18 protein-coding genes are annotated in these 18482 nt (G+C 72.3%); 10 read left to right on the top strand and 8 right to left on the bottom strand.

Translation table 11 applies throughout. The features are described from left to right. Positions 1-84: 84 nt before the first annotated feature. The 3 genes from SPRI_RS33135 to SPRI_RS33125 are packed head-to-tail and all read right to left on the bottom strand — an operon-like array spanning position 85 to position 3221. Complete coding sequence (locus tag SPRI_RS33135; RefSeq protein ID WP_005320947.1) at positions 85-945, bottom strand: carbohydrate ABC transporter permease; 861 nt, start codon at positions 943-945, stop codon at positions 85-87. Then, positions 942-1925 (bottom strand): carbohydrate ABC transporter permease, encoded by a 984-nt coding sequence (locus tag SPRI_RS33130; protein ID WP_005320946.1) that lies wholly within the window; start codon positions 1923-1925, stop codon positions 942-944. The genes SPRI_RS33135 and SPRI_RS33130 overlap by 4 nt, the downstream gene beginning before the upstream one ends. 12 nt (positions 1926-1937) lie before the next feature. Continuing rightward, positions 1938-3221, bottom strand: coding sequence for an ABC transporter substrate-binding protein (locus tag SPRI_RS33125; protein WP_005320945.1), 1284 nt, complete (start codon positions 3219-3221; stop codon positions 1938-1940). A 402-nt stretch (positions 3222-3623) separates the two neighbouring features. Here SPRI_RS33125 and SPRI_RS33120 point away from each other — a divergent pair, with 402 nt between their 5' ends. The 6 genes from SPRI_RS33120 (at position 3624) to SPRI_RS33100 (ending at position 8296) form a co-directional block, all read left to right on the top strand. Beyond that, positions 3624-4625 carry a LacI family DNA-binding transcriptional regulator gene (locus SPRI_RS33120; RefSeq protein WP_050791621.1) on the top strand — a complete coding sequence of 334 codons (1002 nt, stop codon included), beginning with the start codon at positions 3624-3626 and terminating at the stop codon, positions 4623-4625. Between the two features lie 30 nt (positions 4626-4655). Beyond that, positions 4656-5639 (top strand): aldo/keto reductase, encoded by a 984-nt coding sequence (locus SPRI_RS33115; RefSeq protein ID WP_005320943.1) that lies wholly within the window; start codon positions 4656-4658, stop codon positions 5637-5639. Positions 5640-5844: 205 nt separating this feature from the next. After that, positions 5845-6969: a sensor histidine kinase gene (locus tag SPRI_RS33110; protein WP_005320942.1), complete on the top strand. Its 1125-nt coding sequence runs from the start codon at positions 5845-5847 to the stop codon at positions 6967-6969. Then, a complete protein-coding gene (locus SPRI_RS33105) occupies positions 6966-7634 on the top strand; it encodes a response regulator (protein ID WP_005320941.1) in 669 nt (222 codons plus the stop codon). Before SPRI_RS33110 ends, SPRI_RS33105 begins: the two co-directional genes overlap by 4 nt. Positions 7635-7677: 43 nt before the next feature. Next, the gene (locus tag SPRI_RS38235; RefSeq protein WP_005320939.1) at positions 7678-7821 is read left to right on the top strand and encodes a Rho termination factor N-terminal domain-containing protein; all 144 of its coding nucleotides are present in this window, start codon (positions 7678-7680) and stop codon (positions 7819-7821) included. Between the two features lie 82 nt (positions 7822-7903). Further along, entirely contained in the window at positions 7904-8296 is a 393-nt protein-coding gene (locus tag SPRI_RS33100; protein WP_005320937.1) for a DUF6479 family protein, read from the top strand. Here SPRI_RS33100 and SPRI_RS33095 read toward each other — a convergent pair. Genes SPRI_RS33095 through SPRI_RS38615 form a run of 3 tightly spaced genes read right to left on the bottom strand, consistent with a single transcriptional unit; the run spans position 8284 to position 9497 of the window. Beyond that, complete coding sequence (locus SPRI_RS33095; RefSeq protein WP_182327567.1) at positions 8284-8937, bottom strand: DUF6328 family protein; 654 nt, start codon at positions 8935-8937, stop codon at positions 8284-8286. The genes SPRI_RS33100 and SPRI_RS33095 overlap by 13 nt on opposite strands. A gap of 13 nt (positions 8938-8950) precedes the next feature. Next, complete coding sequence (locus tag SPRI_RS33090) at positions 8951-9310, bottom strand: DUF3040 domain-containing protein (RefSeq protein ID WP_005320932.1); 360 nt, start codon at positions 9308-9310, stop codon at positions 8951-8953. 34 nt (positions 9311-9344) lie between these two features. After that, complete coding sequence (locus SPRI_RS38615) at positions 9345-9497, bottom strand: hypothetical protein (protein ID WP_158685217.1); 153 nt, start codon at positions 9495-9497, stop codon at positions 9345-9347. 147 nt (positions 9498-9644) lie between these two features. On the opposite strand from SPRI_RS38615, the gene SPRI_RS33085 reads away from it, so the two are divergent. From SPRI_RS33085 to SPRI_RS33070, 4 genes are all read left to right on the top strand, one after another. Next, positions 9645-11222 carry an FAD-dependent oxidoreductase gene (locus SPRI_RS33085; protein WP_005320930.1) on the top strand — a complete coding sequence of 526 codons (1578 nt, stop codon included), beginning with the start codon at positions 9645-9647 and terminating at the stop codon, positions 11220-11222. Between the two features lie 78 nt (positions 11223-11300). Then, positions 11301-11867, top strand: a complete 567-nt coding sequence (locus SPRI_RS33080; RefSeq protein ID WP_005320929.1) for a (2Fe-2S)-binding protein — start codon at positions 11301-11303, stop codon at positions 11865-11867. Next, the gene (locus tag SPRI_RS33075) at positions 11864-12871 is read left to right on the top strand and encodes an FAD binding domain-containing protein (protein ID WP_005320928.1); all 1008 of its coding nucleotides are present in this window, start codon (positions 11864-11866) and stop codon (positions 12869-12871) included. The genes SPRI_RS33080 and SPRI_RS33075 overlap by 4 nt, the downstream gene beginning before the upstream one ends. Next, positions 12868-14994, top strand: coding sequence for a xanthine dehydrogenase family protein molybdopterin-binding subunit (locus SPRI_RS33070; RefSeq protein WP_037775429.1), 2127 nt, complete (start codon positions 12868-12870; stop codon positions 14992-14994). Before SPRI_RS33075 ends, SPRI_RS33070 begins: the two co-directional genes overlap by 4 nt. Here the strand turns inward: SPRI_RS33070 and SPRI_RS33065 are convergent. Together SPRI_RS33065 and SPRI_RS33060 are read right to left on the bottom strand one after the other, a co-directional pair. Continuing rightward, entirely contained in the window at positions 14975-15748 is a 774-nt protein-coding gene (locus SPRI_RS33065; protein ID WP_053557608.1) for a uracil-DNA glycosylase, read from the bottom strand. The two genes, SPRI_RS33070 and SPRI_RS33065, sit on opposite strands and share 20 nt — an antisense overlap. Before the next feature lie 77 nt (positions 15749-15825). Next, a complete protein-coding gene (locus SPRI_RS33060) occupies positions 15826-18396 on the bottom strand; it encodes a SpoIIE family protein phosphatase (RefSeq protein ID WP_053557607.1) in 2571 nt (856 codons plus the stop codon). Positions 18397-18482: the final 86 nt, after the last annotated feature.

Here is an 18482-nt window from a genome sequence, read left to right as displayed (position 1 = left end):
CGACGTCCAAGTCTCGTGGGGTGTGGGTCGGAAGGCCGTTCGGCCGCGCGCTGCGCCCAAGGGGCCGTGCCACGCGCGCCGGTGTCAGCCCTTGACGGCGCCTTCGCCGACGCCGCGGAAGAAGAACCGCTGGAGGCAGGCGAAGAGGACGATCAGCGGGAGCACGGCGATGATCGTGCCCGCGGCGACCAGGCGTTCGTCGTTGGCGAAGGTGCCGTGGAGGTAGTTGAGGCCGATGGTGAGGGTGAAGTTCTCCGGGTCGCTGAGCACGATCAGCGGCCACAGGAAGTCGTCCCAGGCCCCCATGAACGCGAAGATGGCCACGACGGCGAGGGTGCCCTTGACCGAGGGCAGGGCGATGCGCAGGAACCGCTGCCAGACGTTCGCCCCGTCCACGTACGCCGCTTCCTCGACCTCGTTCGGCAGGTTCAGGAAGGCGTTGCGCATCAGCAGGACGTTCATGGCGCCGATGGAGCCGGGCAGCAGCACCCCGAGGAGGGTGTTGTTCAGGCCGAGGTCCCGCATGGTGGTGAACTGGGCGATGATGATGCCCTCGACGGGGACGAGCATGGCGAGGATGAACGCCAGCGTGGCGGCCCTGCGCCCCCGGTAGCGCATCCTGGCCAGCGCGTAGCCGGCGAGGGCGGCTCCCACACAGTTGGTGACGACGTTGGCGGCGGCGACCTTCAGCGAGTTGAGCGCGTAGTCCCAGACGGGGATGGTCTGCGCGACGCGGGTGTAGTTGTCGAGGGTCGGTTCGCCGGGGAGGAACTTCGGCGGGGAGCTGAAGATGTCCTCGTGCGGGCCCTTGAGCGAGGTGGACAACTGCCACAGGAACGGGCCGACGGTCAGCGCGAGCACGGCGAGCAGCAGCACGTACCGCACCGCGAGCCCGGTGACGGGGATCCGCTTGCCGTCGGCGTCGGTGACGTTGATGACGCTCACGCGTCCTCCTTGCGGTCGGCGCGCAGCACGAGCAGCATCAGCGCGACGGTGACGACGAAGACGACGACGGAGATCGCGGAGGCGTAACCGACGCGGCCCGACAGGCCGGTGCCGACGCGCTGGACGAGCATCACCAGCGTGGTGTCCTCGCCGGCCGGTCCGCCGGAGGGACCCGCCATCAGGTAGACCTCGGAGAACACCTTGAACGCGGCGACCGAGGACAGGGCCCCGACGAGGACCATGGTGGAGCGGACGGCGGGAACGGTGACGGTGAAGAACCGGCGTACGGGGCCGGCGCCGTCGACGGCGGCGGCCTCGTGCAGTTCTCGCGGGACGTTCGCCAGCGCCGCCAGGTAGATGATCATGTAATAGCCGAGGCCCTTCCACACCGTGACGCCCATGGCGCTCAGCAGCAGGAGCCACTGGTCGCTCAGGAATCCGACGCGGCCGACTCCCACCGCCTCCAGCACCGAGTTGACCAGGCCCCGGTCGTCGAGCATCCAGACCCAGATCAGCCCCACCACGACGATCGAGGCGACGACCGGGGTGTAGAAGGCGGAGCGGAAGAAGGTGATGCCGGGGATCTGGCGCTGGACGAGCATGGCCAGCAGCAGCGGCAGGATCACCAGCGCGGGTACGACGCCGAGCACGTACAGGCTGCTGTTGCGCAGGCCGATCCAGAACATCTCGTCGTCGAGCAGCTCGCGGAAGTTCGCCAGACCGACGAACTCGCCGGGGACGAGGGTGCGGCGGTCGGTGAACGCGTTGACGAGGGTGCTCAGGAACGGGTACAGGCTGAACGCGCCGACGACGAGCAGTCCGGGCGCCGCGAACAGCCAGGGGCTGTACGGCAGATGGCGCCGGATGCCGCGGCGCGGGCGGCGCCCCTCGGAGCCCGTTCCGTGGCCGGGGCCATGAAGTGGCGGGCCGGCCGGGACGAGGTCGGAGGTGGTCGTGCCGGAGGCGGTGGAAGTCTTCATGACAAGGGCCGATCAGCTCTGCCGGAGCAGCCGGTCGCAGGCCTTGACAGCGTTGTCAAGCGCTTCCTCGGGGCTCTGCTTCCCCTGCAGCGCCCGGGCGACGGCGTTGCGCAGCTCGGTCTTCATCTGCTCGCTGAACAGCACAGGCGTGTAATTGACGGCCGTCTTCAGGGACTTGGCGGCCGCGACCCTCACCCGGGTCTCGTCGGTGCCGTCCTCCTCGGTGAAGTAGGGGTCGTCGAGGGAGCCCGCGGTGCTGGGGAAGATCGCCACCTGCTTGGCGAACTCCATCTGCCGGGTGGCGTCGGTGACGAAGTGGGCGAAGGCCACGGCGGCGGGCTTCTGCTTGCTCCGCGCGTTCACCATGACGCCCATGACGTACATGTTGGCCTTGCCGGTGCTGGTGATCTGGTCGGTGATGCCGATGTTCTTGTAGAGGCTCGGGGCCTGCTTCTTGAAGTTGGCGAGGTCGAGCGCGCTGCCCGGGTTCATGGCCACGGACTCGGTGAGGAACTTGTGCCCGGAGGACTCGGGGGTGGCCGTGAGCGCCTGGGGGTCGAGCGCCTTGGCGTCGTACAACTCCTTGTAGCGGGTGAGCAGTTCGACGCCCTTGGGGTCGTTGAAGGAGAAGGCCGTGCCGTCCTCGTTCATCAGCGGGACTCCGTAGCGGCCGAAGTCCTCGATGGTGGGCACGTTGGCGAGGGCGGCGACCTTGCCCTTGCTCTGCCGCGCCATCGTGAGTCCGGCGTCGAAGACCTCGTCGTACGTCGTCGGCGGCTTCTCGGGGTCGAGGCCGGCGTCCTTCAGGAGACGCTTGTTGTAGAACAGGGGGCCGGTGTTGAGGTACCAGGGGAAGGCGTAGGTGCCCTCCGCGCCCGGTACGCGGTGCGCGTCCCAGGCACCCGGCAGGTACTCCTTCTTGTACTGCGGTGCGGCCTTGTCCAGGTCGAGCGCGAGGCCCGCCTTCGCCAGCGGCGCGACCAGGTCCGGCGAGACGTTCACGACGTCGGGCAGGGTGCCGCCGGCGGCGTCGGCGCTGATCTTGTCCGCGTACCCCTCGGCCGGCCGGTCGACCCACTTCACGTCGGTGCCCGGGTGCTGCTTCTCGAAGTCGGCGATGAGCCCGTTGAAGTAGTCCTTGAAGTTGGCCTGGAGGTTCCAGGTCTGGAAGGTGATCTTGCCCGCCACCTTGCCGGAGGCGTCGGACGAACCCGCCTCGGAGCCCCCGCAGGCACTCAGCGGCAGGACGACGGCGATGACGGCGGCAGCGGCGACTGCCCTGCGGTTGATGCGCACGGTGAACGGCTCCTTTGCTCGGACCAGACGCGTGACGGGCAGCGGCGGACCGCACCGCCGAAGCGGGCGGCGGCCGTTTGCCCAGCAGACCTTGCATTGCACCGCCGGAGAAAGTCAACAGATTCGCCGACCTAATCCCTATGGGCGAGCATCAGTACAGGTCAGAGCCCTTTGTAAGGCGCCTTGCGTTGATCTACTAATGCGCTTTAGGCTCCAAGGACTCAAGCGCATTAGTCATCGGGCGACGACCGTTCGGCCTTGCCCGCCGCAGGCCATAGGATGCTCCCGGCCCGGTTCGCCGACGGGCCGGGGGAACACGGGAAAGGGGTCCGGGTGACTGCCAGCACCCCGTCCGCCAAGGACACTCCGCCGAGCAGACGCGCACCCGCGCGGCGGCCGACGATGAAGGACATCGCCCGGCGCGCCGGGGTCTCGGAGAGCGCGGTCTCCTTCGCGCTCAACGACCGCCCCGGCGTCTCCGAGATCACCAGGGACCGGGTCCGCCGGGTCGCCGAGCAGCTGGGCTGGCGGCCGAGCACCGCCGCCCGCGCACTGTCCGGGGAAGGCGCGGCGACGGTCGGGCTGGTCCTCGCGCGGCCCGCCACCACCCTGGGCGTGGACTCGTTCTTCCTCCAGCTGATCTCCGGCATCCAGGAGGTCCTCTCCGAACGCCAACTCGGCCTGCTGTTCCAGGTGGTGGAGGACGTGGACGCCGAGTGCGCGGTCTACCGCCGCTGGTGGGCGGAGCACCGGGTCGACGGCGTTCTCGTCGTCGACCCCCGTACCGACGACCCCCGGCCCGCGCTGCTGGACGAGCTCGGCCTGCCCGGCGTCGTCATCGGCGGCCTCCCGGAGGAGCACCCGAACCTGTCCCAGGTGCGGGCCGACGACACCGGGGCCATGGCCCACGTGGTGGGCCGCCTGCACGAGCTCGGCCACCGCCGGATCGTGCACATCGCGGGCCTGTCCTCGCTCGCCCACACCGACCGGCGTATCCGCTCACTGCGCGCGGAGGCCGAGCGCCGCGGCCTGGCCGAGGTCCGCTCGGTGACCACCGACTACTCCGACACCCAGGGCGCGGCGGTGACACGCCGGGTCCTCACCTCCGGCAGCCGGCCCACGGCGCTGGTGTACGACAACGACGTGATGGCGGCCGCCGGCGCGGCGGTCGTCGCCGGCCTCGGTCTCTCGGTCCCGGGCGATGTGTCGGTCGTGTCGTGGGAGGACTCGGTGCTGTGCCGCATGGTCCATCCGTTCCTCACCGCCCTCTCCCGCGACCCGGTGACCTTCGGGCGGACCGCCGCCCAGGAGCTGACCGCCCTGCTGGACGGCGGCGCCGCCCGCTCCGTCCACGTGCCGCTGCCGGAGCTGATCGAGCGGGAGAGCACCGCACCGCCCCGCTGACCCGCAGGTGCGCGGCATAGGATGCGCCACATGGAACAGCGGGTATTGGGCAGGACCGGCAGGAACGTCTCCGTGGTGGGACTCGGCACCTGGCAGCTCGGCGCCGACTGGGGTGAGGTCGCCGACGAGGACGCGATCACCGTCCTCGACGCGGCCGTCGAGTCGGGCGTCACCTTCTTCGACACGGCCGATGTGTACGGCGACGGGCGCAGTGAGCAGCTCATCGGCCGCTATCTGAGCGAGCGGCCGGACGCGGACGTGTTCGTGGCGACCAAGATGGGCCGGCGCGTCGACCAGCTCCCGGAGAACTACGTACTGGACAACTTCCGCGCCTGGAACGACCGTTCGCGCAAGAACCTCGGCGTGGACACGCTCGACCTGGTCCAGCTGCACTGCCCGCCCACCGCCGTCTACTCCTCGGACGAGGTCTTCGACGCCCTCGACACGCTCGTCGCCGAACAGCGGATCGCCGCGTACGGCGTGAGCGTGGAGACCTGCGAGGAGGCGCTCGCCGCCATCGCCAGGCCCGGCACCGCCAGCGTCCAGATCATCCTCAACCCCTTCCGGCTGAAGCCGCTCGAAGAGGTCCTGCCCGCGGCGGCGGAGGCGGGCGTGGGCATCATCGCGCGGGTGCCGCTCGCTTCCGGGCTGCTGTCGGGCAAGTACACCAAGGACACCGTCTTCGCCGCCGACGACCACCGCACGTACAACCGGCACGGCGAGGCGTTCGACCAGGGTGAGACCTTCTCCGGCGTCGACTTCGCGACGGGCGTCGAGGCCGCCGCCGAGTTCGCGGAGCTCGCGGGGCCGGACAGCACACCGGCGCGCACGGCGCTGCGCTGGATCATCCAGCAGCCGGGCGTGACCAGCGTGATCCCCGGAGCGCGCTCCGCCGGCCAGGCCCGCGCCAACGCCGCGGCGGCGGACGAGCCGCCGCTGTCCCACAGCACCCTGGACGCGGTCCGCGACCTGTACGACCGGCGCATCCGCGCGCAGGTGCACAGCCGCTGGTAGCGACTGCGGCAGGCGGAGAACCGACCGGCTCGCACGGGCCGCCCTCGCCCGGCTGCGGCTGCGGCTGCGGCTGCGGCTGCGGCTGCGGCAACGGCAACGGAACGGCGCACGCGCTAAGCAGCGCGAAGGTACTGCGCGCGCGGTAGCCGGTCACTGGTCCGCAAGGGTGACTCGCGCCGTGGCGGCACCCGGCTAAGGTGCGCGCATGAGTACAGCGCGGTCCCGTGTCAGGGCCGGTGTCACAGACTGGGCGATCGCCGTCGGTGTGGCGGCGGCGCTGCTGATCACCGGGTTGTCCGGGCGGCACGCCGCCTCGGACCTCGACCTGCTCGGCTACGCGCTGCTGGCGGCCGGCGGCCTGGGACTGGCAGCGCGCCGCCGGGCCCCGGTCCCCGTCCTGGCCGTCACCGGGCTGTGCGCGGTGGGGTACCAGGCGGCCGGTCTCGACGTACCCGCCGTCGCCTACCTGTTCGCGGTGTACGCGGCCGTACGGGCCGGTCACCGCACGCTCACGGTGGTGGCGAGCGTGGTCATGCTGGCCTCCCTCCCCCTCGCGGGCCTGGTCTCCGGGCTGTCCGCGGGCGAGGCGTTCGCGCAGGCCCGGGGCGCCCTCGAGATCGCCTGGCTGATCGCCGCCGGCGCCGCGGGTGAAGCGCTGCGGCAGGCCGAGCGGCGGGCGGACGAGGCCGAGCGCACCCGTGAGGAGACCGCGCGGCGCCGTGCTGACGAGGAGCGGCTGCACATCGCGCGGGAGCTGCACGATTCACTCACCCACCAGATCTCGATCATCAAGGTCCAGGCCGAGGTCGCCGTCCATGTGGCCCGCAGGCGCGGTGAGCAGGTGCCGGAGGCCCTGCTCGCGATCCAGGAGGCCGGACGTGAGGCGACCCGGGAGCTGCGCGCGACGCTGGAGGCGCTGCGCGACGACGACACCACCCCGCCACGGGGGCTCGACCACGTCAAGGAGCTGGTGGAACGGGCCCGTTCCACCGGCCTGGACGCGACGCTGACCATCGAGGGGCCACGGCCCGACGTGCCCGCCGCCGTGGACCGGACGGTCTACCGGATCGTGCAGGAGTCGCTCACCAACATCGCCCGGCACGCCTGCGCCGGCACCGCGTCGGTCCGGATCGACTGCCGTCCGGACGCCCTGAAGATACGCATCGACGACGACGGCAAGGCCGCACCTGGCTCCGCCCCGGTGCCGGGCGTCGGGCTGCTCGGCATGCGCGAACGGGTCACGGCCCTCGGCGGACGGCTGCGCGCCGAACCGCGCGGCGAGGGCGGCTTCACCGTCCAGGCCGAACTCCCCGTGGAGCAGACGTCATGATCCGTGTCCTGCTCGTCGACGACCAGCGGCTCCTGCGCAGCGGATTCCGCGCGCTGCTCGACCTCGAGGACGACATCGAGGTGGTCGGCGAGGCCGGCGACGGGCTGGAGGGCGTGGCACTGGCCAGGCAGCACCTGCCGGACATCGCTCTCATCGACATCCAGATGCCGGTCGTCGACGGCATCGAGGCGACCCGGCGCATCGCCGCGGACCCGGCCCTGGCCGGCGTGCACGTCGTCATCCTGACCAACTACGGCTTCGACGAGTACGTCTTCGAGGCGCTGCGCGCCGGCGCGGCCGGATTCCTCGTCAAGGACATCGTGCCGGAGGACTTCCTCCACGCCGTCCGGGTCGCGGCCCGCGGCGACGCCCTGCTCGCACCGTCGATCACCCGCAAGCTGATCGACCGGTACGTCAACCAGCCGCTCCACACCGGCTCCGGCAACGGCACGGGGCTCGAGGAGCTCACCAACCGTGAGCGCGAGGCCGTCGCCCTGGTGGCGCAGGGCCTGTCCAACGAGCAGATCGCCGACCGCATGGTGATCAGCCCGCTCACCGCGAAGACGCACGTCAACCGGGCCATGGCCAAACTCCACGCCCGTGACCGCGCCCAGCTCGTGATCCTCGCCTACGAATCCGGCCTGGTCACCCCGCGCGGCCACTGATGCCGAGCGGCCCGAGGACCACCACGACACGTACGAGGACCGGGTGCGAACGAGCGCGGACCTGGCCGGGCTCGGCGAGAAGGAGCTCTACGCCCGCGCCACCGACCTCGGCATCCCGGGCCGGTCCACGATGAAGCGGGACGAGCTGCTGAAGGCCCTCACCGCGGCGGACCGCACCGCCGCCTGAAAGGGGGTCCTGAAATCGGGTCCATTCGGGGGTCCGGCCGCTCACCGGCGGATATACCGGCCAGATTGGGTACCCGGTAGACATGGTCACTATCAACGAGCCGGCGGGGGACGTCGCCACTGTCCTCGCGGCCGGTGAGGGAGCACCCGCGGTCATCGTGTTCGGACTGATCGTGGTCGGTCTCATCGTCCTGCTCGTCTATGTGGTCTGGCAGGTGGGCGCGCGGCGGCGGCGCGATGCCCCACCGGGACCCGAGGAGCAGCCGGTGCGGCCCGATCACCAGACCCATTACGAGAGCCGCCTGGAGCCGGACGAGTTCGACGTCACCGAGGGACACGAGGTGCCGGGGCGCCTGACACCTCACGAGCTCCACGGCTACGGCAACATGGGCTCCCGGCCCGCACCCGAGAGCAAGCCGCCCCGTGACTCGGACGAGAGCGGCGGCGCCTTCGGCAGCGGCGGTCACGGGGGCTGAGACCCGCCCCGACGAGTACCGCCGGCCCCTCCGGGCCGGCGGTACTCGTCGCTGCCCGGGCCTGCCTCCGGACCCTGGCGGGGCTCCGGCAGCCCGGGTGAGGGCGGCTCCGGGGCGTCCTGCCCGTGCTCTTCGGGGTCTGCTACGGACGTGGGAGTGCTTCCGCGGCGCATCAGGACCGCCGGCACCAGCCAGCACAGGGTGAGCCCGCCGACGACGGCCACGTCCAGGATCAGCGCGGTCCTGTCACTCAGAGCGGTCACGCTGCGCAGCACGAGCAGCAGGCCGAGCGCCACCATGCACAGAAGGATCGCCAGCCCGGCGATGGTGAACCGCGAGGCCCAGGTGACCGCCTCGTACTTCATCCCGCGTCCTGTGACCATGCGGTGGATGCTCACGGGCGCCGTCAGCAGGCCGGTGGCGGCCGCCCCGAGGAGCAGACACACCACGTACATGAGCCGGTCGCTCTCGCCGAGACGCGGGAAGAGCGGGGTGAAGGCGACGGCGAGCAGAAAGACGAAGAGCAGCTGCACGCCGGCGAGGGCGACCCTCACCTCACGGAGAAGTTCGCCCCACAGCCGGTCCAGCCGTTGTTGAGGTGTCTCCCGGCGCTTGCCGGGACCGGTCCTCGCTATCCTCATGGCCGGCCGCCGATCAAGGCGGTCCCGCACCCCGGCGGCCCCTAGCGTGGCGGCGGTGCGCCAGCCGCTCGGACCAGCGGCAGGCGAGCGTGAGCAGTCCGACCAGGGTCAGCGCCCATGTGCCGGAGAACGCCCAGATCAGGCCGGGCTGTGAGGTGGATGCCGCCATGGCGAGCAGGACGAACGTCAGTGCCGCGAGGACGCCGACGGCGGCGGCGAGAAGGTGCGACCGGAACCGGTGGGTCATCCTCGCGAGCGGCGGTCCGGGACTCATGGTCCGCAGCCGCCGGTCGAGGAATTCGTCGGCCCGTAGATCCTGTTCGATCTCGGCGAGGATCAGCCGTTCCGGTTCGGAGAGTCCGGATCCGTCCATGGCTGGCGCCTCCGTACGCTTTCAGACGGTCGGTTCAGTCCTCGCCCCGGAAGATGTTGCTCTCCGGGTTGCTCTCCCCCTGCCGGTCGGATTCACGCCCTGACAGGACCGCGGGCCTGCAGGTGCGTATCCGTTCCGTCTCCGGGATGCGACGGGTGGTGCTGCCGGTGTCGGCCCGGGTCTCCACGGCTGACACCTCCTTGATCGTCGTACCGGCACGTTCGTGGCGCCGGGTTGCCTTGTCCCGGGTACCCCGTCCGCCGCCGCTCAGTCACCCGTGTCCGACGAGGCGCGGATGAGGCTTCACCGGCCTGTCGCCGGGCACCCGGACCGCATGTCGAACGAATCTCACGCACCGCACACGGCCGGCGCCACGCACCCGCGCACGACGGATTCGCACTGGATACGCACCACCGACGCCACGGACCACCCTCCGCTCACCGAGGACATCACCGTCGACGTGGCCGTGGTGGGCGGCGGCATCGCCGGGCTGAGCACCGCGTGGGAACTGACCCGGGAGGGCGGACGCTCCGTGGTGGTCCTGGAGGCCGACCGCATCGCGACGGGCGTCACGGGGTTCACCACGGCGAAGGTGACGGCACAGCACGGCCTGATCTACGACCGGCTGCGCCGGACCAGGGGCGGCGAGGGGGCCCGGCTCTACGCCCGCTCCCAGCAGGCGGCGGTGGAACGCGTCGCCGAGGTCTCCGCCGCGCTCGGCATCGACTGCGAGTTCGAGCGCAGCCCGTCGTACGTCTACTCACGGGACGGCGCCGAGCGCGACGCGCTCAAGGCCGAGGCCGAGGCCGCCGCGGAAGCGGGTCTCCAGGCCGCGTACGTCGAGGACACCGGGCTGCCCTTCGACGTCGCCGGAGCGGTGCGGATGGAGGAGCAGGCACAGTTCCATCCGCGCAAGTACCTCCTCGGTCTGGCACGGGACCTCACCGCCTACGGCAACAAGATCCACGAGCGGACACGGGTCACCGGCCTGCACGAGGGCTCGCCCTGCCGGCTCACCACGGAGAACGGCCGGACCGTGACCGCGCGCGATGTCGTGATCGCCACGCACTTCCCGGTGTTCGACCGGGCGCTGCTCTTCGCCCGGATGTCGCCGCGCCGTGAGCTGGTGGTGGCGGCGCCGCTGCCGGCCGACCGGGATCCGGCAGGGATGTACATCTGCGAGGAGGGCACCAAACGGTCGGTGCGCACGGCCCCGCTGGGCGACGGCCGCCGGCTGCTGATCGTGACCGGGGAGACGTTCACCCCCGGCACGGTGGACGTCCCCGAGCGGATCGAGCGCCTCGACGAGTGGATGCACACGCACTTCCCGGTGGAGGAGACCATGTACCGCTGGGCGGCGCAGGACAACGACGCGAGCGACACCGTGCCGCTGATCGGGCCCTTCCATCCGGGTGCCAGGCACACGTACGTCGCCACGGGGTTCGGCGGCTGGGGCATGAGCAGCGGCGTGCTGGCGGGACGGCTGCTGGCGGGCACGATCTGCGCCGTCAAGGCCCCGTGGGCGGACCTCTACGATCCGCGGCGGATCTGGAGCACCGTGCGGGAGGCACCCACCCTGCTGTCGCAGCAGGCCGAGGTCGGCAAGCACTTCGTCGGTGACCGGCTGCGCACCACCCATGTGGACTCCGCGTCCGACATCGCACCGGGCACGGGCGCGGTCGTGCGTCTGAACGGGCAGCGCTGCGCCGTGTACCGCGACGACGACGGCGGCTGCCACGCGGTGTCCGCCCGCTGCACCCATCTGGGCTGCGTGGTGGCGTTCAACGAGGCGGAGCGCAGCTGGGACTGCCCCTGCCACGGCTCCCGGTTCGGGGTCGACGGCTCCGTACTCCAGGGTCCGGCGCTGCGGCCCCTCGAACAGCGGAACGTCGACGGGCCCGAGGGCTCATGAGCGGCCGAACCGCGCATCGCACCGCAGGCTGGTAGGAAGTAGATCGAAGCATGTCATCCGACGCGAAAGGGCTGCGGCGTGGAACCGACCAGCCGACCGGGGACCGCGGGCGCCGCAACCGTCGCGGACGCCCATAGCTCCGCGGTCACACTGCACGTCAACGGCGTCAGTCACACGCTGACACTCGACCACCGCACCACGGTTCTTGACACCCTGCGCGAGCACCTGGACCTGACGGGTCCGAAGAAGGGCTGCGACCACGGCCAGTGCGGCTCGTGCACCGTCATCGCCGACGGGCGGCGGGTGAACAGCTGTCTGATGCCGGCCGTGTCCCACGACGGCGCGCACATCACCACGGCCGAGGGGCTGGCCCCCGGCGGCGAAGCGCATCCCGTGCAGGAGGCGTTCGTCGCCAGGGACGCCCTGCAGTGCGGCTACTGCACCCCTGGGCAGATCTGCTCGGCGGTGGCGATGCTGGCGGAGGCGGCCGACGGCCGTCCGTCGCTGGTGACCGGGCGGCAGGAGGGGGCGGACGGGTCCGTCACCCTCACGCCCGATGAGATCCGCGAGCGCATGAGCGGCAATCTGTGCCGCTGCGGCGCCTACCCCAACATCGTGGCGGCCATCGAGGACGTGACACCGTGAAACCCTTCGCCTATGTCCGACCCGGCACGGCCGCGGAGGCCGTCGCCGCGTACGCCGCGCACACCGGGGCGCAGTACCTCGCGGGCGGCACGAACCTCGTCGATCTGATGAAGCTGGGTGTCGCGACACCCGACGTGCTCATCGACGTGAGCCGGCTGCCCCACGGCACGGTCGAGGGCGTGCCGGGAGGCGGGCTCCTGATCGGCGCCGCCGTGCGCAACAGTGATCTCGCGGCCCATCCGGCCGTCCGGACACGCTATTTCGCGCTGTCGCAGGCGCTGCTCGCCGGGGCCTCCGGGCAGTTGCGGAACGCGGCGACCACCGGCGGGAACCTGCTCCAGCGCACCCGCTGCACCTACTTCCAGGACATCTCCAAGCCCTGCAACAAGCGTGCGCCGGGCACCGGCTGTCCCGCGCGGGCGGGTGTCCACCGCGACCTCGCCGTACTGGGCCACTCGGAACACTGCGTCGCCACACACCCCTCCGACATGGCGGTCGCCCTCGCCGCGTTCGACGCCACGGTCCATCTGCACTCCACCGACGGCGACCGGTCGCTGGCGGTCAGCGACTTCCACCGGCTCCCTGGTGACCGCCCGGACGTGGACACCGAGCTGAGGCCCGGCGAGCTGATCACGGGCGTGGAGCTGCCGCCCGTGCCCACCGGGGCGCGGTCGGCGTACCGCAAGGCCCGCGACCGTGCCTCCTACGCCTTCGCCCTTGCCTCCGTCGCCGCGGTCCTCACCGTCGAGGGCGGCCGGGTCCAGCACGTGGGTCTGGCGTTCGGCGGTCTCGCCCACCGGCCGTGGCGGGCCCGCAGGGCGGAGGAACTGCTCGTCGGCGGGCCGGCCGGCCGCGAGGCCTTCGCCGCCGCGGCGGAGGCGGAGCTCGCGGTGGCGGAGCCGCTGCGGGACAACGCCTTCAAGGTGCGGCTCGCGCGCGATCTCGCCGTCGACGTCCTCGCCGGGCTCGCGGACGGGGACGACGGCGGCGAGGAGCGGTCATGAGCCGGCCGGTCACCGTGCTCGGTGCGCCCGCCGTCCGCCGGGAGGCCGTGGAGAAGGCCGCCGGCGCCGCGCGCTACGCCGCCGAACACACCCCGTCGGGCTGCGTGTACGGCTGGCCGGTGCCCGCCGCGGTCCCCCGCGGCCGGGTCACGGCGCTCGGCACGGCGGAGGTGCTGGAGATGCCCGGCGTGCTGGCGGTGCTCACCCACGAGAACGCCCCCCGCCTCGGACAGCCCGACGACCCGACCCTCCGTCTCCTCCAGGACGACCGCGTACCGCACAGGGGCTGGTACATCGCCCTCGTCGTGGCCGACACCCTGGAGAACGCCCGCGCGGGCGCCGCCGCCCTGCGCGTCGGGTACGAGGCCGAGGAGCACGACGTGAGGCTCACCGGCGACCGCCCGGACATCTACACACCCGAGGAGGCCAACGGCGGCCACCCCGCCGTGCGCGAGAGGGGCGACTTCGAGGGCGCCTACGCGGCGGCCGACGTCCGCGTGGACGCCTCCTACCGTCTCACCGCGCTGCACAACCACCCGATGGAGCCGCACGCGGCCACCGCGCAGTGGGGCGACGGCCGGCTGACGGTGTGGGACTCGAGCCAGGGTTCCGGACCGGTCAGGGACACCCTGGCCCAGCTGTTCGGGCTGGACAGGAAGCAGATCACCGCGGTGTCCGAGCACGTCGGCGGCGGCTTCGGCTCGAAGGGGACGCCCCGGCCGCCGGTGGTGCTGGCCGCGATGGCCGCACGGCACACCGGGCGCCCCGTGAAGGTGTCCCTGCCGCGCCGTCAGATGCCCGCGGTCGTGGGCCACCGGGCTCCGACACTGCATCATGTCCGCCTGGGCGCTGGCGCCGACGGCAGGATCACGGCTCTCGCCCACGACGTGGTCACCCAGACCTCGCGGGTGAAGGAGTTCGTGGAGCAGGCCGCCGTCCCGGCCCGGGTCATGTACGTCTCCCCCAACAGCCGGACCGTCCACCGGGTGGTGGCACTCGACGTGCCGACCCCGTCGTGGATGCGCGCCCCCGGCGAGGCGCCCGGGATGTACGCCCTGGAGTCGGCGATGGACGAGCTCGCCGTCGCCACCGGGCTGGACCCGGTCGAGCTGCGGCTGCGCAACGAACCGGCGACCGAGCCCGACTCGGGACTCCCCTTCAGCAGCAGGAACCTCGCCGCGTGCCTGCGCCGCGGCGCCGAAGTCTTCGGCTGGGAGGAACGCGACCCGCGTCCGGGCGTCACCAGGGAGGGCGGCCTGCTGCTCGGCACCGGCGTCGCGGCGAGCACGTACCCGGTGCTGATCGCCCCCTCCAGGGCCACCGCCCACCTCGGCGCCGACGGCGTCCACCGCATCCGGGTCAACGCCACCGACATCGGCACCGGCGCCAGGACCGTGCTGGCGCAGATCGCCGCCGAGGCCCTGGACACACCGCTGGAGACGGTGACCGTCGAGATCGGCAGCTCCGACCTGCCCGCGGCGCCGCTGGCCGGGGGATCGTGCGGAACGGCCTCCTGGGGCTGGGCCGTCCACAAGGCCTGCACCCTTCTCGCCAAGCGCCTCGCGGACCACCGCGGCCCGCTGCCGGCGGAGGGACTGACCGCGTCGGCCGACACCAAGGAGGAGACCGGCCGGGAGCCCGCCCACGCGCGGCACGCCTTCGGCGCCGTCTTCTGCGAGGCGCAGGTGGACACGGTGACGGGCGAGGTGGCGGTGCGCCGGATGCTCGGTGTGTTCGCCGCGGGCCGCATCCTCAACGCCCGTACCGCGCGGTCCCAGTTCATCGGTGGGATGACGATGGGCATCGGCATGGCGCTGATGGAGGGCAGCACCATGGACGAGCGCTTCGGGGACTACGCGGAGTGCGATCTCGCCTCGTACCACGTGCCTGTCTGCGCCGACGTGCGCTCCGTCGAGGCGCAGTGGATCGAGGAGGACGACCCGCACCTCAACCCGATGGGCAGCAAGGGCATCGGTGAGATCGGCATCGTCGGCACGGCGGCGGCGGTGGCGAACGCGGTGCACCACGCGACGGGCGTCCGGTTCAGGGAACTGCCCCTGACCCCCGACAAGCTGGTGCAGGCGCTCGAGGGGGCGCCGGCCCTCAGCGACCGGGACCGCTGACGCCGGCGGCCTCGCGGAGCACCTCGACGAGCATGGACGAGTTCATCAGCCGGGTGGAGACGTTGCGCCTGCTGGGGTGGTAGCTCCCGAACAGATGGAGCTCCGGCCGTTCACCGTCGTCCGGCAGGACGACATGGGCGCCGTGCCCGAACACGGGGCGCGGCCTGGGCAGTCGGCGTCCGGTGGCCTCGAGGACGGGCAGCAGTGCCTGCCACCCGAAGCCGCCGAGGACGACGATCGCGCGCAGGTCCGTCAGCAGCGACAGCTCGGTCGCGAGCCAGGGACGGCAGGTGTCCCGCTCGGTGGTCGTGGGCCTGTTCTGCGGCGGGGCACAGTGGACGGGCGCGGTGACGCGTACGCCGTGCAGGACAAGGCCGTCGCCGGGGTGCGTGGACGTGGGCTGCGAGGCGAGGCCCACCTCGTGGAGTGCGGCGAACAGAAGGTCACCGGAGTCGTCCCCGGTGAACATGCGGCCGGTGCGGTTACCGCCGTGGGCGGCGGGGGCGAGGCCGACGACGGCGAGCGACGCGTCGGCGGGGCCGAAGCCCGGCACCGGCCGGCCCCAGTACTCCCAGCCGAAGAAGGCCGCACGCCGGTCCGTGGCCACCTGTTCCCGCCAGGCGACGAGTCTCGGACAGGCACGGCACCGGCTGACGGCCTCGTCCAGTTCCCCGAGTCCGCCGCACCGGGGCGCGGTCCGCGCCGGGAAGCCGGGGTCCTCGGGCGGGGGGCCGGTCGCCTCGTGCCTGTCCATGGAGCCACGTTAGTCCGGGGCGGCCAGGAGACCGGGACGGGCGGACCTGCCGGTGCGGCAGGTGTGAAGGCCGGGCGTCACGGTACGGGGACGCCGTCCGCCGTCCCGGCGGGCTGCGACCACCGCGCGGCCAGCAGCAGGGCGATGTCGTCGGGGCGGTCGGGGGTCTGTCGGGCCTCGTTGATGAGGCGGTCCGCGGTGTCCGACAGCGGGGCGTAACCCAGTTCGGAGAACGTGAGCCGCAGTCTTTCGATGCCCAGGTCGATGTCGACGCCCGGCTGTTCGACGAGGCCGTCGGTGAACAGGGCGAGCACCGCGCCGGGCTCCAGGAACAGTTCCGTGACGGGGTAGACGGCGCGGGCGTCCACCCCGAGGACCACTCCGCCCGGCAGGGCGAGCACATCGGTGCGGCCGTCCGGGTGACGCAGCAGGGGCTGGAGATGGCCGGCGCGGACGGCGTCGGCGCGGCCGGTGGCCGGGTCGAGCACGATGTAGCAGCAGCTGGCGAAGAGGCCCGGGTCGAGGTCGATCAGCAGCCGGTTGGTGCCCGTCATCACCTCCACGGGGGTGTGGCCGCTGACGGCGAGGGCCCTTACCGCGCTGCGCAGTTGCCCCATGGTGGCGGCCGCCTGGACACCGTGGCCCTGTACGTCCCCGATGATGAGCGCCATCCCCCGGCCGGTGTCGATGACGTCGTACCAGTCGCCGCCGACCTCCATGCCCTGGGTGCCGGGAAGGTGCCGGGCCACCGTGTCGAGCCCTTCCACGGCGGGCAGCCGGTGCGGCAGCAGGGCGTCCTGGAGGCCGCGGGCGAGCGCCGCCTCCGAGTCGTACCGGCGGGCCCGTTCGAGGGCCTGGGCGATGAGTCCGGCGAGCGCGGTGAGGACGGTGCGCTCCTCGGGGCTGAATCCCCGGGGCCGGTCGAAGCCGAGGATGCACGAACCGACGGGGCGGCCGGAGGCGATCAGCGGCAGGAAGGCTCTGGCGCCGACGTGCGCGTCCATGGGGATGCCGGGGTAGGCGGCGGCGAGTTTCTGCATCGACTCGAAGAACAGGGGCCGTCCGGAGGTGAGGGTCTCGACGCCGGGCAGTTTGGTGTCGAGACCCACCCCGTCGAAGCGGTTGAGGAAGCCCCGGGGGAACCCGGTCTCCCAGGCCAGGTACAGATGACGGTTACTGAGCATGTAGATCGCCAGCTGACGGCCGCCGAACGCGGGCAGCAGCTCCTCGGTGACCACGGCGGAGACCTGCCGGGCCGTGACCGCCTCGGTGAGCGCGATGGCGAGGGCGACCGGGCGGTACAGGGCCACGGCCCGGTCCGCCGGTGAGCCGAGACCGGCGCCGGGCTCGGCCACGGATCCCGGGGCGTAGGTGGGCTGCGCGCCCGCGTCGAGGGTGAGGGTGAGGCCGTCGAGGCTCGAGTGGAGGGTGACGGACAGCCATTCGTCGGTCCCTCTGAGCAGGAAGTGGACCGGGTCGGGCGACAGCAGTGCCGCCCGGTAGTGGTCCTCGTGGGCGGCCTGCCCGAACGAGTCGACGGCCTCCCACAGGACACGCCCGATCAGATCGGCCCGTGGCTGTCCGAGAAGTCTCTCCGCGCGCTCGTTCATGTACGAGATGCGTCCGAGGCGGTCGACGGAGCAGATGCCCACCGGGAGCCGGTCGGCGGCCTCCGGGACGACCGGGCCGGCGCCGAGGTCGACCAGGTACCCGGTCAGGTGCGTGGCCGCGGCCGCGTCCGTGGGGCGTCTGCGGCGGCCGGTGAGTTCGAGCAGGTGAGGCCGGCCGTCGGCGCCCTGGAGGCGCAGTCTGCGGGTGACCGGCCGGTCCGACTCGGCCGACCGGCGGGCCAGGGCCCACAGCCCGTAGGCGTCCTCCGGTTCGATCCGCGCGGCCACCGCCTCCGCGGTGAGCGGGAGCCTGGCGGGATCGGTGCCGAGGATGGCGCACCAGCCCTCGTCGCCTGTCACGGTGCCCGCCTCGAGGTTCCAGTCGAAAGCGCCGATCCGCAGGGGCGGCGCGGTGAGCGACTGGAGGGTCACGGCCAGCGGTTCGGCGTCCCACTCGATGCGCGGCCGGTCGGCCGCCATGGCGGCCAGCGTCGCGCCGAGCCGGTCACCGACCTCGTGGATGCGCCGCCGGTCGGCCTCGGCGACCGGCTGCCCGGGAGTGGCCGGACGCAGCACGGCGAGGACGCCGAAGCACTCGCGGTCGTGCGAGATCGGCACGTACAGCGATCCGAAGGGGAACGGCAGGCCCGCCATGAGCTGGGGGTAGCGGCGCATGGCCTCTTCCGTGTCGCCGAGGTAGACGGGCTGGCCGGTGCGGTAGACGTCCGAGTGGGGGAACGGACGGTTCACATGCATGCCCCACCAGTGCCGGAAGAGCTTCGAGGGCAGTCCGGCGATCACCGCCAGGCGCAGCAGTTCGGGTGCGGCGGACCGTAGGTAGAGGCCGCCCGCGAAGCCGCCCACGGCCTCGATGGCGCTCACCTCGGCCTGGGCGAGGACCATGACCAGTTCGTCCGCCTGCGGATCGCGACCGTGCGTGTGCACGGGGTCCGGGCCGTCCTCGGCGGGGGCCTCGGGCACGTCGTCGCCGTACCGGGTCACCCTGCCAGCATGCTCCCGGCCGTGCGGGCGGCGCATCTCCTCGTTCCGGGGCCGGCGGCGGGCCGGCGCCCGCGTGGACGAGCACCCTGACCGGCGCGGCCGGTGGGCTATGTTGAGCAGCA

The organism is Streptomyces pristinaespiralis, assembly GCF_001278075.1.
GTDB lineage: Bacteria > Actinomycetota > Actinomycetes > Streptomycetales > Streptomycetaceae > Streptomyces > Streptomyces pristinaespiralis.
This window is presented reverse-complemented; position numbering and strand designations above follow the sequence as displayed.

Excerpts from the sequence above, each read along its gene's own strand:
- SPRI_RS33120 (WP_050791621.1), top strand. The coding sequence starts at position 3,624 with ATGAAGGACATCGCCCGGCGCGCCGGGGTCTCGGAGAGCGCGGTCTCC.
- SPRI_RS33115 (WP_005320943.1), top strand. The coding sequence starts at position 4,656 with ATGGAACAGCGGGTATTGGGCAGGACCGGCAGGAACGTCTCCGTGGTG.
- SPRI_RS33060 (WP_053557607.1), bottom strand. The coding sequence starts at position 18,396 with ATGCGCCGCCCGCACGGCCGGGAGCATGCTGGCAGGGTGACCCGGTAC.
- SPRI_RS33100 (WP_005320937.1), top strand. The coding sequence starts at position 7,904 with ATGGTCACTATCAACGAGCCGGCGGGGGACGTCGCCACTGTCCTCGCG.
- SPRI_RS33105 (WP_005320941.1), top strand. The coding sequence starts at position 6,966 with ATGATCCGTGTCCTGCTCGTCGACGACCAGCGGCTCCTGCGCAGCGGA.
- SPRI_RS33070 (WP_037775429.1), top strand. The coding sequence starts at position 12,868 with ATGAGCCGGCCGGTCACCGTGCTCGGTGCGCCCGCCGTCCGCCGGGAG.
- SPRI_RS33085 (WP_005320930.1), top strand. The coding sequence starts at position 9,645 with ATGTCGAACGAATCTCACGCACCGCACACGGCCGGCGCCACGCACCCG.
- SPRI_RS33130 (WP_005320946.1), bottom strand. The coding sequence starts at position 1,925 with ATGAAGACTTCCACCGCCTCCGGCACGACCACCTCCGACCTCGTCCCG.
- SPRI_RS33110 (WP_005320942.1), top strand. The coding sequence starts at position 5,845 with ATGAGTACAGCGCGGTCCCGTGTCAGGGCCGGTGTCACAGACTGGGCG.
- SPRI_RS33090 (WP_005320932.1), bottom strand. The coding sequence starts at position 9,310 with ATGGACGGATCCGGACTCTCCGAACCGGAACGGCTGATCCTCGCCGAG.
- SPRI_RS33065 (WP_053557608.1), bottom strand. The coding sequence starts at position 15,748 with ATGGACAGGCACGAGGCGACCGGCCCCCCGCCCGAGGACCCCGGCTTC.
- SPRI_RS33095 (WP_182327567.1), bottom strand. The coding sequence starts at position 8,937 with ATGAGGATAGCGAGGACCGGTCCCGGCAAGCGCCGGGAGACACCTCAA.